11 protein-coding genes are annotated in these 16,239 nt (G+C 52.0%); 8 read left to right on the top strand and 3 right to left on the bottom strand.

Translation table 11 applies throughout. The features are described from left to right. The first annotated feature begins 2 nt into the window (after positions 1-2). Entirely contained in the window at positions 3-1,460 is a 1,458-nt protein-coding gene (gene nuoN, locus F3J40_RS04230; RefSeq protein WP_167012706.1) for an NADH-quinone oxidoreductase subunit NuoN, read from the top strand. 73 nt (positions 1,461-1,533) lie between these two features. Here nuoN and F3J40_RS04225 read toward each other — a convergent pair whose 3' ends face one another. Continuing rightward, complete coding sequence (locus tag F3J40_RS04225) at positions 1,534-3,576, bottom strand: hypothetical protein (protein ID WP_167012705.1); 2,043 nt, start codon at positions 3,574-3,576, stop codon at positions 1,534-1,536. Between the two features lie 171 nt (positions 3,577-3,747). Continuing rightward, positions 3,748-5,403, bottom strand: coding sequence for a glucan biosynthesis protein D (locus tag F3J40_RS04220; RefSeq protein WP_167012704.1), 1,656 nt, complete (start codon positions 5,401-5,403; stop codon positions 3,748-3,750). A gap of 253 nt (positions 5,404-5,656) precedes the next feature. Between F3J40_RS04220 and elaB the strand changes: the two genes are divergently transcribed. Beyond that, entirely contained in the window at positions 5,657-5,983 is a 327-nt protein-coding gene (gene elaB, locus F3J40_RS04215; RefSeq protein ID WP_167012703.1) for a stress response protein ElaB, read from the top strand. A 174-nt stretch (positions 5,984-6,157) separates the two neighbouring features. Next, positions 6,158-7,342 (top strand): nicotinamide mononucleotide deamidase-related protein YfaY, encoded by a 1,185-nt coding sequence (locus tag F3J40_RS04210; RefSeq protein WP_167012938.1) that lies wholly within the window; start codon positions 6,158-6,160, stop codon positions 7,340-7,342. A 747-nt stretch (positions 7,343-8,089) separates the two neighbouring features. Here F3J40_RS04210 and F3J40_RS04205 read toward each other — a convergent pair. Then, on the bottom strand, positions 8,090-9,373 hold the full coding sequence (locus tag F3J40_RS04205; RefSeq protein ID WP_167012702.1) for a citrate synthase: 1,284 nt from the start codon (positions 9,371-9,373) through the stop codon (positions 8,090-8,092). Positions 9,374-10,006: 633 nt separating this feature from the next. Between F3J40_RS04205 and sdhC the strand changes: the two genes are divergently transcribed. The 5 genes from sdhC to sucA all read left to right on the top strand — a co-directional run bounded on the left by sdhC (position 10,007) and on the right by sucA (position 16,238). Next, positions 10,007-10,396: a succinate dehydrogenase cytochrome b556 subunit gene (gene sdhC / locus F3J40_RS04200; protein WP_017345451.1), complete on the top strand. Its 390-nt coding sequence runs from the start codon at positions 10,007-10,009 to the stop codon at positions 10,394-10,396. Further along, positions 10,390-10,737, top strand: coding sequence for a succinate dehydrogenase membrane anchor subunit (gene sdhD, locus F3J40_RS04195; RefSeq protein ID WP_017345452.1), 348 nt, complete (start codon positions 10,390-10,392; stop codon positions 10,735-10,737). The genes sdhC and sdhD overlap by 7 nt, the downstream gene beginning before the upstream one ends. Continuing rightward, entirely contained in the window at positions 10,738-12,504 is a 1,767-nt protein-coding gene (gene sdhA / locus F3J40_RS04190) for a succinate dehydrogenase flavoprotein subunit (RefSeq protein ID WP_017345453.1), read from the top strand. Positions 12,505-12,522: 18 nt separating this feature from the next. Continuing rightward, on the top strand, positions 12,523-13,239 hold the full coding sequence (locus F3J40_RS04185; RefSeq protein ID WP_017345454.1) for a succinate dehydrogenase iron-sulfur subunit: 717 nt from the start codon (positions 12,523-12,525) through the stop codon (positions 13,237-13,239). Between the two features lie 191 nt (positions 13,240-13,430). Continuing rightward, complete coding sequence (gene sucA, locus F3J40_RS04180) at positions 13,431-16,238, top strand: 2-oxoglutarate dehydrogenase E1 component (RefSeq protein WP_017345455.1); 2,808 nt, start codon at positions 13,431-13,433, stop codon at positions 16,236-16,238. Position 16,239: the final 1 nt, after the last annotated feature.

Raw genomic sequence — 16,239 nt, 5'->3', positions numbered from 1 at the left:
CCATGACAATAACTCCTCAACAATTGATTGCGCTGCTGCCGCTGTTGATCACTGGGTTAACAGTGGTGGTGGTGATGCTGTCCATTGCGTGGCGACGCAACCACTTTGTTAACGCCACCCTGACGGTGATTGGTCTCAACGTCGCGCTGGCTTCACTGTGGTTTGTCGGCCACGTCGGAGCGATGGATGCCACACCGCTGCTGCGCGTAGATGGTTTTTCGATGTTCTATACGGCGCTGGTGATCCTCGCGAGCCTGGCGACCTGTACCTTTGCTTATCCATGGCTGGGTGGTTATCCCGATAACAAAGATGAGTTCTATCTGCTGGTACTGATTGCCGCACTGGGCGGTATCGTCCTGGCCAGCGCCAATCATTTAATGGCGCTGTTCATCGGTATTGAGCTGCTGTCGTTGCCGCTGTTCGGGCTAATTGGTTATGCCTTCCGCCAGAAGCGTTCGCTGGAAGCGGCATTGAAGTACACCATTCTTTCGGCAGCCGCTTCTTCCTTCCTGCTGTTCGGCATCGCCTTGATTTATGCCGACTCCGGCAGCCTGAGCTTTGTGCAACTGGGGAAAAGCCTGAGCGACACCGTATTGCAGCAACCGTTGCTGTTGGTGGGGCTGGGTATGCTGATTATCGGCCTGGGCTTTAAGCTGTCACTGGTGCCGTTCCACCTGTGGACGCCAGATGTGTATCAGGGCGCGCCTGCTCCGGTTTCCACCTTCCTGGCAACGGCCAGTAAGATCGCGATTTTCGGTGTGGTGATGCGTCTGTTCCTGTATGCACCGGTCACCGACAGCGAAGCAGTACGAACCGTGCTGGGTGTGATAGCCTTTGTTTCCATCCTGTTTGGTAACCTGATGGCGATCTCGCAGAGCAACATTAAGCGTCTGCTGGGCTACTCTTCCATTGCTCACCTCGGTTATCTGCTGGTGGCGCTGATTGCGGTTAAAACACAGCAGCTGTCGCTGGAAACGGCGGGTGTCTATCTGGCAGGTTATCTGTTCAGTAGCCTCGGCGCGTTTGGTGTTGTTAGCCTGATGTCTTCGCCTTACCGTGGACCAGATGCTGATTCACTGTACTCGTATCGCGGCCTGTTCTGGCATCGCCCAATTTTGTCCGCGGTAATGACGGTGATGATGCTGTCTCTGGCGGGTATCCCAATGACACTGGGCTTTATTGGTAAGTTCTATGTGATGGCTTCCGGTGTGAATGCGCATCTGTGGTGGCTGACGGGTGCCGTGGTGGCGGGGAGCGCGATTGGCCTCTATTACTACCTGCGCGTTACAGTGAGCCTCTACCTGAACCCACCAGAGTTGCATACGCGTGATACTCCAGCCAACTGGGCATATACGGCTGGGGGGATCGTGGTGTTGATCTCGGCCATCCTGGTACTGCTGCTGGGTGTCTATCCGCAGCCGCTGATTGATCTGGTGCGTCTCGCGCAGCCGTTGATGTAAGTAAAATCAAACAAGAACCGCATGGTTATGCGGTTCTTGTTTAACAAAGAAAACTGAATTCCTGCAAAACCCATTAATGCGGCAATATCATCTCCGGGTGATGAACTAATGACATCTCTTTCATAATATTCATCAACTCATCGCGACGGTAAGAATGGCCAGGGGTAAAGTTGAATCGTTTGATAACAAATGATTCATCAGCTCTGGTGTTATCATCCATCATAAACATTTCCCCTGGTAGAGTAGTGTTAAATTTTACTGTGCGGAAACGGCCATTTTGGTCATATAAGTAGAGTGATTTGTCTCTGATGCTAAAACAGTTGGTGTATTTAGGTGAAGACACCGACGCACCATTACCTACGGAATGGATGTGTTTATTCTCACCACTATCGCTTTGATAAATTTCATCGATATAAAAATCATCAGATTTAGCCGGCAGTGAAACATAAGGTGAATCGTCATTAGGTAAGTAAGTAATTCCCTTGGCGTCCATTAACTCTATTAGCTCCTCTTTCCGGTAGGATGTCGCCAGACTCATTCCAAGGTGATTGAATAAATCCGCTTCTTGCTGATTTGTAATGTGAATTTTTATTTTTCCTGGGTCACCCACTTCTATATTTAACACCATTTCACCCTTGGCACCTTTAAAGTCGACATAGCATAACGTGTCATTAATAAGCGTAAAACTGCCTTTAATTAATGCGCTTGCGCCGTTGTTTTCATCAGTAGGGTAAGAGGATATAAATGAAAGTTCTGGGTTTATTTTGTTTCGTGTTATCGATTCCGAAATGGTTTCATTATTACTGATAAAGAGTGACTGAGCGTAAGTTGGAACGATTTCTCTGATGCTCAAGGCGTTTTTTGATTTTTGTGAGGCTGAATCAAATGCGTATGAAAACCCAGTTTGCTTGATTAATCCTGAAACAAGCTTCTCCAGGCTTGAGCTGCTAAACTCAAGGCCAGATTGAGGGTGCTTAAGGATAAATACACCATCCTGCACACTAACGGGATAAATACCAGTATTAAAACCATTGTCTGAGTCATGCTGATTTGCATGGAAGGCCAGAAAGTGATGATATTCACCTGATAAATCCGGGAAGTTGATTATTTTGAAACTGTTGGCGGGTAGTATCAGCGATTTTGGTAGGGTTCGGTTCTTTGCTTCATCGGGAAGGAGTAATGACAGGGTGACTACGGAGTAAATGTCTGGCTTTTTTTTGTTATCCCGACTGCGGCTTGTTGCTAATGTCATGTTTTCTTTTTGACTGTATCCTATAAATTCAAAACTTTCTTTATCTCTGGGTAAATTATGTCGGCAGGGTAGCATGCACATCGCAGCGATATCAGAATGGGATGTTATTTTTAATCCTGATGTGAAGAAACTCTTGAATAATCCCTGATTGCCGGGCTTGACGCAGAAGTAATTATTACTTTGCTCTATGATTTGTTGCTGTAAATGGCTTCTTGCTTCCGTTGTATCAATAAAATCAAAACATGCCAGAGATACTGCTGTTTTTCTGGGAGCCGTGCCACTCAATGAGATATTCAGGGGTGAAACAGCTGTGCTGGTAGTGTTTTCGGGAGTGGAAAAGGCGTTAACCAATAATGACTTTGCAATGCTACTACCCGATTTTGTCACAGCGGGTGGCGGGTCATTTCGGAGGTTATTTTTACCTTCGCTTTCAGCCCGATTAATTTCAGCGAGTTTATTGCGCTTTCCAACATAACTGTTGTAGGAGGCGGAAACTGTCATGCTCTCTTTGGCACTGTCTGTATTCCCGCCAGCACTGTTACTGTGTGCTACGGCAGGTACTACGGGTGCATTGCGCGCCGCACTGTTGTTGTTGAGCCTGATGGTAGATTGGCTGGGTGCGCGGCGTAACAGGGGGTTGCGTCTGGTTGATGCAGGCCGTGGCGCCTGGGCTTTGATTGTGACGGTTTTAATTGGCTTAACTCTTCCACGGCCTCTTTTAGCTTCTGCACCGGGAAAGGGCCAGGCCGTCATGGTCTTTTCGTTACCGATATCTCCTTGATGAAGACGAAGATGAAGTGGATGCTCTCCCTGAAATATTCCACCAGTATTTGTAAAACTCCAGGCTGAAGTTAAAGAAGGCATAATTTTCCTCATTTGAGTCAAAATGAATAAAGTAACCTGCCCGAAATCAGCATCGCTGCGGGTAAATATTCAGTCGCTTAAAGAGGAAACGAGTTCGTATAGTTGGATAAGGTTATAAGAGGCTAACATCAGAAAGAGGGGGCGAGACAGAAAACATCTCGCCCTGTTGAATTAAGCTGGGGTCATTTGCCGGTCGTCAGTGTATTTACGCTGATCCGGGGCAGGGGGGAAGTATTGATAGAGCCATGTCTCGCTCAACGTTTCCTCTTTAGTACGCAGGAAGAGACGCATATCTACCGGGGCGGTTGAATCACTGTTCGGATACCAGTCGAACAGAATGCGATAACCATCCAGGGGTTCGACATAAAGGATCTCAACCTGTTTGAACGTTCCCGAAGAGACAGTAATGACTGGCTCAATGCCTTTAGGCGCTGCGGCTTTCAGATCGCCACCGATGAAATCAATCGCGAAGCGGCGACACCAGGTATCAGGGAAGTGCTCGCCCGGTGCCCATCCTTCCGGGAAGCCGCCGATGCCGGTACGGGTAGCGCCAACACGTGCCAGACTGCTGCGTACCGGTGGCAGTTGGCTCCAGTAGAGTTTATAGCTGAAGTTGAATTCGCTCCCTGCTTTTACCGGCGCGGCCGGTCGCCAGAAGCAGACAATATTGTCCAGCGTTTCGCCGGTCGTGGGGATTTCCATCAGGTTGATAGACCCTTTACCCCATTTGCCCACCGGTTCGACCCACAGGCTTGGGCGTTTGTCATACCAGCCGATAACATCCTGATAGTTTTCGAAATTATGGTCGAGTTGCAGCAGACCAAAACCACGCGGGTTTTCATCCTGATAGGCGTTAAATTGCAGACGCTGTGGGTTATCCAGTGGACGAGCGATCCATTCACCGCTCCCTGCCCACATCGCAAGGCGATCTGAGTCATGGATTTGCGGGTGGTAGGTGTTACACATACGGCGCTCGTTGGTGCCACAGCTGAACATGCTGGTCATCGGCGCGATACCCAACTGTTCGATATCTTTACGCGCAAAGAGGTGGTTTTCGACCTCCATCACCACACGCTTTTCTTCACAGTGGATAGTAAATTTATATGCGCCTGTTACGCTGGCACCATCTAACAGTGCGTAAACGGTAAAGGTGGTATCGTCAGCTTTGGGCGTTTCAAACCAGAACGCGGTGAAGTCAGGGAACTCTTCGTGACTGCCAAAAGTATTAATGGCAACACCACGTGCTGAAAGACCGTACTGATAGGTTTCATCCACCGCACGGAAGTAGCTGGCCCCGAGGAACGAGACAATGTCGCGGCGCGCCAGTTCAGGTTTTTTGAATGCGCGGAAGCCCGCAAAGCCGAGGTCAGTTTTACCCTGAAGTTGCTTAGTATCGACATCCGCATCGTGATAGTTAAACAACTCTGGGCGGAAGTGAATTTCCCGTGCCTGGCGGCTTTCAGCATCAACAGAGAACATGCGGATACGCCGTTTGAACCCCATGCCAACGTGGAAGAATTGCACATCCAGCTCGCGATCGGGGATGTTGTTCCACAGTGAGTGGTTGGCGTCATACTGAATGGCGTTGTATTGCTGCGGCGTCAGGTCAGCCAACGTTTGTGGCAGTGGGCCGGGTTGCCCTCCCCAAGGCTGTTTTGCCAGGCTGGCCGCTTTTTGCTTGAGCACCTCAAAATCGAAGCGGACTGCTGTGCCATCGGCGATGCCGTCATCTGCCCAGGCGGACTGCGCAAACAGGGTGGATAGGCCTGTCATGCCACTGACAGCGGAGAAGGCCATTGACGCTTTCATAAACATTCTTCGATTCATGCCAGAAATCTTATCCTGAGTTCGGGTTGTCTTAGTTGTCGTGCTGTCGCACCTCGCGTATGGCCTGAAAATACAGGCTACAAGGGGGTACGACAGCCGTTAAACGGGAAAATTCAGTCCGCAGAAAATGTATCAGATTCATCTGATTCGCGAACCTGTTTTTATTGTCATAACCTCCGCTGTAATGCGGTGAAAACAGTATTAGCGTCTATAGTTAAGCAGCAACGATGGCATAACATGGAGGAATCACTACGTGTCTTATTCTGATGATCAATACAATCCCGATCAGTTTGAAACTCGCGCGAATGAAGATCTCGCGTTGCTGACCAAAACTCTGGAAGAGGTGCTGAAGTCTTCGGGCGATTCTGCCGACCAGACCTACATCGAACTGAAAGAGAAAGCAGAGCAGGCGCTCAATGAGGTGAAATCCCGCGTCAGTCAGGCCTCTGACGGCTACTATTACCGTGCCAAAAAGGCGGTATACCGTGCCGATGACTATGTGCATGACAAGCCGTGGCAGGGGATTGGGATCGGTGCCGCTGCGGGTCTGTTCCTGGGCTTGCTGTTGGCGCGCCGCTAACGCCAAATGCGTTATTTGAATGCTGTTAGCCTGCATCCGGCAGGCTAACAGAGTTGTCTCCCCGCAATGCTCACACCTTTCATGCTCATCCCCAATACTCTGATTGTTTTTCCGGCTCTGGCTTTCTACAGTAGTTGCATCGGATAAAGGAGAGATCACGTAATGAGAGTTGAGATGCTCGCAACGGGCGATGAAGTGCTGCACGGACAGATTGTGGATACCAATGCGGCCTGGCTGGCAGATGTGCTGTTTCAGCATGGATTACCCATGACCAGCCGTACCACTGTCGGTGATGCCATGAGTTCACTGGTGGAAACGCTACAGGCGCGCAGTCAGATTGCGGATGTATTGATTGTGAACGGCGGGCTTGGCCCCACCAGCGATGACCTGAGTTCTGCCGCAGCTGCTCAGGCAGCGGGCACTGAGTTAGTGATGCACCAGGAGTGGCTGGAGAAAATGGAAGCCTGGTTTGCCAGCCGTGGACGCGTGATGGCTGCCAGCAACCGTAAGCAGGCCGAAATTCCTGCCACCGCAGAGATGCTGGATAACCCGGTAGGCACTGCCTGTGGTTTTGCAATGCAGCTCAATCGTTGCTGGATGTTTTTCACCCCAGGGGTGCCCTCTGAATTTAAGGTGATGGTTGAACAGCAAATTATTCCGCGCCTGAAAGCACGTTTTGACCTGCCCGAACCGCCTCTTTGCCTGCGTCTGACCACGTTTGGTCGTGGTGAAAGTGATATTGCGAACCAGCTAGAACCGCTGCCACTCCCTGAAGGGGTGGTCATGGGTTACCGCTCTTCCATGCCAATCATCGAAATTAAGCTGACGGGGCCTGCAAGCCAACGCGTTGCCATGGAGCAAGTATGGCAGCAGGTGCGGTTGCTACTGGCGGAGTGCACAATTTTTGAAGGCACCGAAGGGTTACAACCGCTGCTGGCGCGTGAGCTGGAGCAGCGTAAGTTGTCGCTGGCAGTGAGCGAGCAATTTACTGCCGGCCTGGTTTACTGGCAGTTGAATGCAGCCGGGGTGCCATTACGGGGTGGCGAGTTGCTGATGGCCCAGCCAGAGTCGCTGGAAGCCCTGGTTGCGCGTGCGGGGACTTTTGCCGTTCAACAGCACGCGGATGTTGCTCTGCTGGTCGGTTCGCTGGCAGAGGGCGAGGTGTCTATTGCGCTGCACACGCCAGAAGGTAGCTGGGGGCAGCGAGTGAAGTTCAGCTTTGGCCGTTATAACCACGAAACACAACAGAAAGTGGTCGCGATGATGGCGCAGAATATGCTGCGACGCTGGCTGCACGGCAGTGAGGTCAGCACGGGGCATGGCTGGATTGATATTCTGGAGACGGTGAAATCGGCCTGATATCTGGTGTGTAGCGGCAGTGAGTGAGCCGCTACATGTTGGGTGATAAGGTCAGGTAATGGGGGAGATGACTGCTCGGAAAGATTGCTCCATGCCGATCTGGCCCGACGTCCATGTCGGGCAAGCACTCGCTATCATCTCCCCTATTACCTTCCCGCCAGGGAGCGGTGTAGCTGTCAGAGACGTGTCGCTACATGTTGGGTGATAAGGTCAGGTAATGGGGGAGATGACTGCTCGGAAAGATTGCTCCATGCCGATCTGGCCCGACGTCCATGTCGGGCAAGCACTCGCTATCATCTCCCCCATTACCTTCCCGCCAGGGAGCAGTGTAGCTGTCAGAGACGTGTTGCTACATGTTGGGTGATAAGGTCAGGTAATGGGGGAGATGACTGCTCGGAAAGATTGCTCCTGCCGATCTGGCCCGACGTCCATGTCGGGCAAGCACTCGCTATCATCTCCCCCATTACCTTCCCGACAGGCAGCCGTGTTGCTGTCAGAAGTTTGTGCAAGTTGCTGGTCACGCTATATCAGCAAGCCGCACAGCACTCCTCTTCCAGACAAATCTACTCTACGGATTTCGGTGGCAGAGGGGGATTGGCGCGGAGTCTGTCGTAGCCCAACCCCCTCTGACAGGCCGATGTATCTCGGGTTAGCAGACAATTGTTTTGCAGTTGTCCCCATAATTTCAGGCATAAAAAAACCGCCAGCCCAAAGACTGACGGTTGATTTAAGAACTTCTGACAGAGGTTACTTAGCCAGTTTAGAACTAAACTCGCGCTCAGCATAACCGGTGTAAAGCTGACGTGGACGGGCGATCTTCATGCCATCGTCGTGCATCTCTTTCCAGTGTGCAATCCAGCCAACGGTACGTGCCATGGCGAAAATCACGGTGAACATGGAAGAAGGGATACCCATCGCTTTCAGGATCAGACCTGAATAGAAGTCCACGTTTGGATACAGCTTACGCTCGATGAAGTACGGGTCATTCAGTGCGATGTGCTCTAACTCCATGGCCACTTCCAGCAGATCGTCTTTCATGCCCAGTTCGTTCAACACTTCATGACAGGTTTCACGCATCACGGTGGCACGCGGGTCATAGTTCTTGTACACGCGGTGACCGAAGCCCATCAGACGGAACGAGTCATTCTTATCTTTTGCACGACGCACAAACTCAGGAATGTGATCAACCGTGCTGATCTCTTCCAGCATACGCAGGCAAGCTTCGTTGGCGCCGCCATGTGCTGGCCCCCACAGAGAAGCGATACCTGCGGCGATACAAGCAAACGGGTTCGCACCAGAAGAACCAGCGGTACGCACCGTTGAAGTCGAGGCATTCTGTTCGTGATCGGCATGCAGAATCAAAATGCGATCCATGGCACGTTCCAGAATCGGGTTCACCTTGTACTCTTCGCACGGCGTCGCAAACATCATATGCAGGAAGTTACCGGCATAGGAGAGGTCGTTTTTCGGATAAACAAATGGCTGGCCGATAGAATATTTGTAACACATTGCTGCGACTGTCGGCATTTTAGACAGCAGACGGAATGCAGCGATATCACGGTGACTCTCCAGATTAACATCCAGTGAGTCGTGATAGAACGCCGCCAGGGCACCGGTCACACCGCACATAACGGCCATTGGGTGTGAGTCACGACGGAAGCCGTGGAACAGACGCGTAATCTGCTCGTGAATCATGGTGTGGCGGGTAACGGTAGTGCGGAACTTCTCAAACTGCTCTGGCGTTGGCGCTTCGCCATTCAGCAGGATATAGCACACTTCAAGATAGTTTGAATGTGTCGCTAATTGATCAATTGGATAGCCACGGTGCAGCAAAATGCCCTGTTCACCGTCGATATAGGTAATTTTGGATTCGCACGATGCGGTAGAAGTGAAACCCGGATCGAAGGTAAACAGACCACTGTTGCCGAGGGTGCGAACGTCAACGACATCCGGCCCGATGGTGCCTTCCAGCACTTTAAGCTCTACCGGGGTGTTGTCTTGTAGGGTTAGCGTTACTTTTTTATCTGTCATTTTGTTCTCCATAGCGCCTTTGGTCGGTAGGAAATTTAGACACCTGAAAAGCGCTCACGTTGCAGATTGGCAAAACTTCACATTATCACTCTGTTGATTGAAAGTCGTGTAGGACACAGAGCAAGAGGTCGCGTTACGGCGAACACCGCTGCTTTGATCTAAAGCATTAGAGGGCTGAACGGACCGGGATAACATAACTCTTTATGAACCAATAACCTGATACTTATTGTTGAAAACGGCAGTCAATGTTACATAACTACTGCTTAGGGGAAAGTGTATCCCCATAACTTTTGTGTATCAAAGCGGGTTGGAGGCTAAGTTTGTAACTGAATTGTTGATCTATTGTCAAATCAGATGATTAAAATTGTATGAAATGTAAAATTCGTGAGGCAGATCACTGTTCCACCTAAATCCCGACAATAAGGATTGTAGGGGAATTGTAATAGGAATGTGATCCTCCTATACTGCCACAAGGTCTCCGGATTTACCTGACACCAGGAGCCACCCAGCGTTGTTTTACCGCGTCAATCAAACACTGGATGTTGCTGATTTGGTGACGGTTAGAGTCGAAACACTCTCGTGCTACGACCCCGCCATCAGGACCGGAGGAAGTAAAAAATATAAAAGAGCTGTGTGGGCAAAACCGTGAAAAAACAACGTCCTGTCAACCTGGATCTCACAACGATCCGGTTTCCCGTAACTGCAATATCGTCCATTCTCCACCGCGTCTCTGGCGTCATTATGTTCGTCGCCGTAGGGATTCTACTCTGGTTACTGGGCTTGTCGCTCTCCTCCCCGGAAGGTTTTCAATCTGCGGCCATCGTCATGCATAGCTTCATCGCGAAGTTTATCATGTGGGGCATTCTGACCGCGTTGGCTTACCACGCCGTGGGCGGTATCCGCCACATGCTGATGGACTTTGGTTTTCTTCCGGAAACGCTGCAAACGGGTATCCGTTCAGCGTATGCCGCATTTGGTATCACTGTCGTGCTCTCAATTTTGGCTGGAGTTCTCGTATGGTAAGCAATGCATCCGCGCTAGGGCGTAGCGGTATCCAGGACTGGCTGCTCATTCGCGCATCTGCAATGTTAATTGCACTCTACACCCTCTACCTCCTTGGTTTCGTTGTGATGTCATATCCACTGACATATGACGTATGGCACGGCTTCTTTGCCTCTGCCTTTACTAAGGTGTTCACCCTCTTAACGCTGTTTGCCATCCTGATCCACGGTTGGATTGGTATGTGGCAAGTGCTGACCGACTACGTAAAACCCGTAGCGATTCGTCTGGTCGCACAGTTAGTTATCGTGGTGGCGCTGTTTGCCTATGCAATTTATGGAACTGTTGTAGTGTGGGGTGTGTAAATGAGTTTGCCAGTAAGAGAATTTGACGCCGTAGTTATCGGCGCCGGTGGCGCAGGAATGCGCGCAGCACTCCAGATTTCTCAGTCCGGCCAGAGTTGTGCGCTGTTATCAAAAGTCTTCCCGACCCGTTCCCACACCGTATCTGCGCAGGGTGGTATCACCGTTGCGCTGGGTAACACCCATGAAGATAACTGGGAATGGCACATGTATGACACCGTAAAAGGGTCAGACTACATTGGCGATCAGGATGCCATCGAATATATGTGTAACGTTGGCCCGGAAGCGATTCTGGAGCTGGAACACATGGGGCTGCCGTTCTCGCGCCTCGATGATGGCCGCGTCTATCAACGTCCGTTTGGCGGCCAGTCGAAAAACTTCGGTGGCGAACAGGCGGCACGTACCGCAGCCGCAGCGGACCGTACAGGTCACGCTTTGCTGCACACGCTGTATCAGCAGAACCTGAAAAACAAAACCACTATCTTCTCCGAATGGTATGCCCTTGACCTGGTAAAAAATCAGGATGGCGCTATCGTCGGATGTACGGCTATCTGCATCGAAACCGGTGAAACGGTCTATTTCAAAGCGAAAGCCACGATTCTGGCCACCGGCGGTGCAGGCCGTATCTATCAATCTACTACCAATGCCCACATCAACACCGGTGACGGTGTAGGTATGGCGCTGCGTGCGGGTGTACCACTGCAAGATATGGAAATGTGGCAGTTCCACCCAACCGGCATTGCGGGTGCGGGTGTACTGGTGACTGAAGGTTGTCGTGGTGAGGGTGGTTATCTGCTCAACAAACATGGCGAACGCTTCATGGAACGTTATGCGCCAAACGCCAAAGACCTTGCCGGTCGTGACGTGGTAGCACGCTCCATGATGGTGGAAATTCGTGAAGGCCGTGGTTGTGATGGCCCATGGGGTCCACACCTGAAGCTGAAACTCGACCACCTGGGTGCTGAAGTTCTGGAAGCACGCCTGCCGGGTATCCTTGAGCTGTCACGTACCTTTGCTCACGTCGATCCGATTAAAGAACCGATTCCGGTCATTCCAACCTGTCACTACATGATGGGCGGTGTACCGACCCGCGTCAGCGGTCAGGCACTGACAGTGAATGAACAAGGTGAAGACGTTCTGATCCCGGGCCTGTTTGCGGTGGGTGAAATCGCCTGCGTATCGGTACACGGCGCAAACCGTCTCGGCGGCAACTCACTGCTCGACCTGGTGGTATTTGGTCGTGCGGCCGGTGTGCATCTGCTCGAATCCATGGAAGAGCAGGGGCCACTGCGTGATGCCACTGAAGAAGAGATTGAAGCGGCAATGGCGCGTTATAACCGCTGGGAAAACAACGTTGAAGGTGAAGACCCTGCGGAAATTCGCAAAGCCTTGCAGCGCTGCATGCAGAACAACTTCTCGGTATTCCGTGAAGGTGATGCCATGAAAGAGGGGCTGGATGAGCTGAAAGTCATCCGTGAACGCCTGAAAAATGCCCGTCTTGATGACCGGTCGCCAGATTTCAATACGCAGCGTATTGAGTGCCTGGAACTGGACAACCTGATGGAAACAGCTTACGCCACAGCCGTTGCGGCTAACTACCGTACCGAAAGCCGTGGTGCACATAGCCGGTTCGACTACCCGGATCGCGATGATGAGAACTGGCTGTGCCACAGCCTCTATCTCCCGCAATCGGAGAGCATGACGCGCCGTGAGGTGAACATGCAGCCGAAACTGCGCGCGGCATTCCCGCCGAAAGTGCGTACTTACTAAGTTTGCGGAGAGAAGAACATGAAAATTGAATTTTCCATCTATCGCTACAACCCGGAAGTCGACGACGCTCCGTATATGCAGGACTACAGCCTGGTGTCAGAAGAAGGCCGCGACATGATGCTGCTGGATGCCCTGATGCTGCTGAAAGAACAGGACCCAACGCTGGCGTTCCGTCGTTCTTGCCGTGAAGGCGTGTGTGGGTCTGATGGCCTGAACATGAACGGTAAAAATGGCCTGGCCTGTATCACGCCGGTTTCTGCTTTAGGTGCGGGCACCAAAAAAGTGGTTATCCGTCCATTGCCTGGTCTGCCGGTGATCCGCGACCTGGTGGTTGATATGGGGCAATTCTACGCACAATATGAGAAGATTAAACCTTACCTGTTGAATGATGGGAAGAATCCGCCAGCGCGCGAGCACTTGCAGGCACCGGAAGAGCGTGAACATCTCGATGGATTGTATGAGTGCATCCTGTGTGCGTGCTGTTCAACCTCATGCCCGTCATTCTGGTGGAACCCGGACAAATTCATCGGCCCGGCTGGCTTGCTGGCAGCATATCGCTTCCTGATCGACAGCCGTGATACCGAAAGGGAAGCGCGTCTCGATAACATCAGTGATGCTTTCAGCGTATTCCGCTGCCACAGCATCATGAACTGTGTAAGTGTTTGTCCTAAAGGGCTAAACCCGACGCGTGCCATTGGGCACATTAAGTCGATGCTGCTGCAACGCGGCGCGTAAGTCTCTCAAGTCGGGAACCCAGGGTTCCCGACTTTTTACGGCAATCCAGGTAAGCGATGTTTTCGACTACGCTTACCCGGGTTACCTTACGGGCCGCAGAGGGCTCGTATCGCAGAACTCACTACGGCAAGCCGTGAAAGCGGCAACAGATGAAACCTCTAAAAAGCATAATAGTGCTTAAGGGATCAGAAATGCAGAACAGCGCGATGAAGCCCTGGCTGGACTCCTCCTGGCTGGCTGGCGCGAACCAGTCTTACATAGAGCAACTCTATGAGGATTTCCTGACCGATCCTGACTCTGTCGATGAAGTATGGCGTACCATGTTCCTGCAGTTGCAGGGAACAGGTGTGAAGCCTGAGCAGTTTCACTCCACCACGCGTGACTATTTCCGCCGCCTGGCTAAAGACGCCACACGTTATACATCGTCAGTGTCCGATCCGGCCACTAACTCCAAACAAGTTAAAGTGCTGCAGCTGATTAATGCCTACCGTTTCCGTGGGCACCAGCACGCAAACCTCGATCCATTGGGATTGTGGAAGCAGGACGCCGTGCCGGACCTGGATCCTGCTTTTCATGATCTGACCGACGCTGATTTTCAGGAAACTTTTAACGTAGGATCTTTCGCCATCGGCAAAGAGACTATGAAGCTTGCTGATCTGATTGTGGCTCTGGAGCAGACCTATTGTGGCTCCATCGGTGCTGAGTATATGCACATCAACAACACAGAAGAGAAACGCTGGATTCAGCAGCGCCTCGAATCTGTGGTGGGCCATGCCTCTTACAGCAATGAAGAGAAGAAAGGTTTCCTGAAAGAGCTGACTGCGGCAGAAGGCCTGGAACGCTACCTCGGTGCAAAATTCCCGGGAGCGAAGCGCTTCTCACTGGAAGGCGGCGATGCGCTGATTCCAATGCTGCGTGAAATGATTCGCCATGCGGGCAAAAGCGGTACACGTGAAGTCGTACTGGGTATGGCGCACCGTGGTCGTCTGAACGTGCTGGTTAACGTTCTGGGTAAAAAACCTCAGGACCTGTTCGACGAGTTCGCGGGCAAACATAAAGAACACCTCGGTACGGGTGACGTGAAGTACCACATGGGCTTCTCTTCTGACTTCGAAACCGAAGGTGGAATGGTTCACCTGGCGCTGGCGTTTAACCCGTCGCACCTTGAGATTGTTAGCCCAGTGGTTATGGGGTCGGTGCGTGCGCGTCTGGATCGTCTGGATGAGCCAAGCAGCAACAAAGTTCTGCCAATTACCATTCACGGTGATGCCGCAGTAACCGGTCAAGGCGTGGTACAGGAAACCCTGAACATGTCGCAGGCTCGCGGTTATGAGGTTGGCGGTACTGTGCGTATCGTGATCAATAACCAGGTTGGTTTCACCACCTCCAACCCGCAGGATGCACGTTCAACGCCTTACTGTACTGATATCGGTAAAATGGTACTGGCTCCGATCTTCCACGTTAACGCGGACGATCCTGAAGCAGTAGCTTTCGTTACCCGCCTGGCGCTGGACTATCGCAACACCTTTAAACGCGATGTGTTTATCGATCTGGTGTGCTATCGCCGTCATGGTCACAACGAAGCGGATGAGCCAAGTGCCACCCAACCGTTGATGTACCAGAAAATCAAAAAACACCCAACGCCACGTAAAATCTATGCTGACCGTCTGGAAAGCGTCGGTGTCGTGAAGCTGGAAGATGCGACCGAACTGGTCAATCTTTACCGTGATGCGCTGGATGCTGGCGAGTGCGTGGTGCCTGAATGGCGTCCGATGAGCCTGCACTCCTTTACCTGGTCGCCGTATCTCAACCACGAGTGGGATGAGAGCTACCCGGCTACGGTAGAAACCAAACGTCTGCAGGATCTGGCGCGTCGTATTAGCCAGGTGCCGGAAGCGGTTGAGGTTCAGGCTCGCGTGGCCAAAATCTACAACGACCGTAAAGAGATGGCCGAAGGCAATAAAGCCTTTGACTGGGGCGGTGCGGAAAACCTCGCTTACGCAACGCTGGTCGATGAAGGCATTCCGGTACGTCTGTCAGGTGAAGACTCTGGCCGTGGCACCTTCTTCCACCGTCATGCGGTAGTGCATAACCAGGCTAACGGTTCAACCTACACCCCTCTGCACCATATCCACAGCGGCCAGGGCCAATTCAAGGTCTGGGACTCCGTATTGTCGGAAGAGGCGGTACTGGCATTCGAATACGGTTACGCCACAGCAGAACCGCGCGTGCTGACTATCTGGGAAGCGCAGTTCGGCGACTTCGCCAACGGCGCACAGGTCGTGATTGACCAGTTCATCAGTTCTGGTGAGCAGAAGTGGGGCCGTATGTGTGGTCTGGTCATGCTGTTGCCACACGGCTACGAAGGTCAGGGCCCAGAGCACTCGTCGGCGCGTCTGGAGCGTTATCTGCAACTCTGCGCTGAGCAGAACATGCAGGTTTGCGTACCGTCTACGCCAGCGCAGGTCTACCACATGCTGCGTCGTCAGGCACTGCGCGGCATGCGTCGCCCACTGATTGTGATGTCACCGAAATCTCTGCTGCGTCACCCGCTGGCGATCTCCAGCCTGGATGAGCTGGCAAGTGGCAGCTTCCAGCCAGCGATTGGTGAAATCGATGCGCTTGATCCGCAGCAGGTTAAACGTGTGGTGTTCTGCTCAGGTAAGGTTTACTACGACCTGCTGGAACAGCGCCGTAAAAACGAACAAACCGATGTGGCGATTGTGCGCATCGAGCAGCTGTATCCGTTCCCGCACAAAGCGGTACAGGAAATTTTGAAAGCGTACGCGCACGTCACTGATTTCGTGTGGTGCCAGGAAGAGCCGCTGAACCAGGGTGCCTGGTATTGCAGTCAACATCACTTCTACGATGTGGTGCCAAAAGGTGCTTCCGTGCGTTACGCGGGCCGTCCGGCTTCGGCCTCACCGGCTGTGGGCTATATGTCAGTACACCAGAAACAGCAGCAAGATCTCGTCAATGACGCGCTGAACCTTGGTTAAT

It is taken from the genome of Candidatus Pantoea multigeneris, assembly GCF_011752615.1.
Lineage (GTDB): Bacteria > Pseudomonadota > Gammaproteobacteria > Enterobacterales > Enterobacteriaceae > Pantoea > Pantoea multigeneris.
Note: the sequence above shows the minus strand (reverse complement) of the source record. Positions and strands in the feature narration are given on the sequence as shown.

What these genes read in the sequence shown, in the direction of transcription:
- F3J40_RS04220 (WP_167012704.1), bottom strand. Translation starts at nt 5,403, where the DNA reads ATGAATCGAAGAATGTTTATGAAAGCGTCAATGGCCTTCTCCGCTGTC.
- nuoN (WP_167012706.1), top strand. Translation starts at nt 3, where the DNA reads ATGACAATAACTCCTCAACAATTGATTGCGCTGCTGCCGCTGTTGATC.
- F3J40_RS04185 (WP_017345454.1), top strand. Translation starts at nt 12,523, where the DNA reads ATGAAAATTGAATTTTCCATCTATCGCTACAACCCGGAAGTCGACGAC.
- F3J40_RS04205 (WP_167012702.1), bottom strand. Translation starts at nt 9,373, where the DNA reads ATGACAGATAAAAAAGTAACGCTAACCCTACAAGACAACACCCCGGTA.
- sdhD (WP_017345452.1), top strand. Translation starts at nt 10,390, where the DNA reads ATGGTAAGCAATGCATCCGCGCTAGGGCGTAGCGGTATCCAGGACTGG.
- sucA (WP_017345455.1), top strand. Translation starts at nt 13,431, where the DNA reads ATGCAGAACAGCGCGATGAAGCCCTGGCTGGACTCCTCCTGGCTGGCT.
- F3J40_RS04210 (WP_167012938.1), top strand. Translation starts at nt 6,158, where the DNA reads ATGCTCGCAACGGGCGATGAAGTGCTGCACGGACAGATTGTGGATACC.
- F3J40_RS04225 (WP_167012705.1), bottom strand. Translation starts at nt 3,576, where the DNA reads ATGCCTTCTTTAACTTCAGCCTGGAGTTTTACAAATACTGGTGGAATA.
- sdhA (WP_017345453.1), top strand. Translation starts at nt 10,738, where the DNA reads ATGAGTTTGCCAGTAAGAGAATTTGACGCCGTAGTTATCGGCGCCGGT.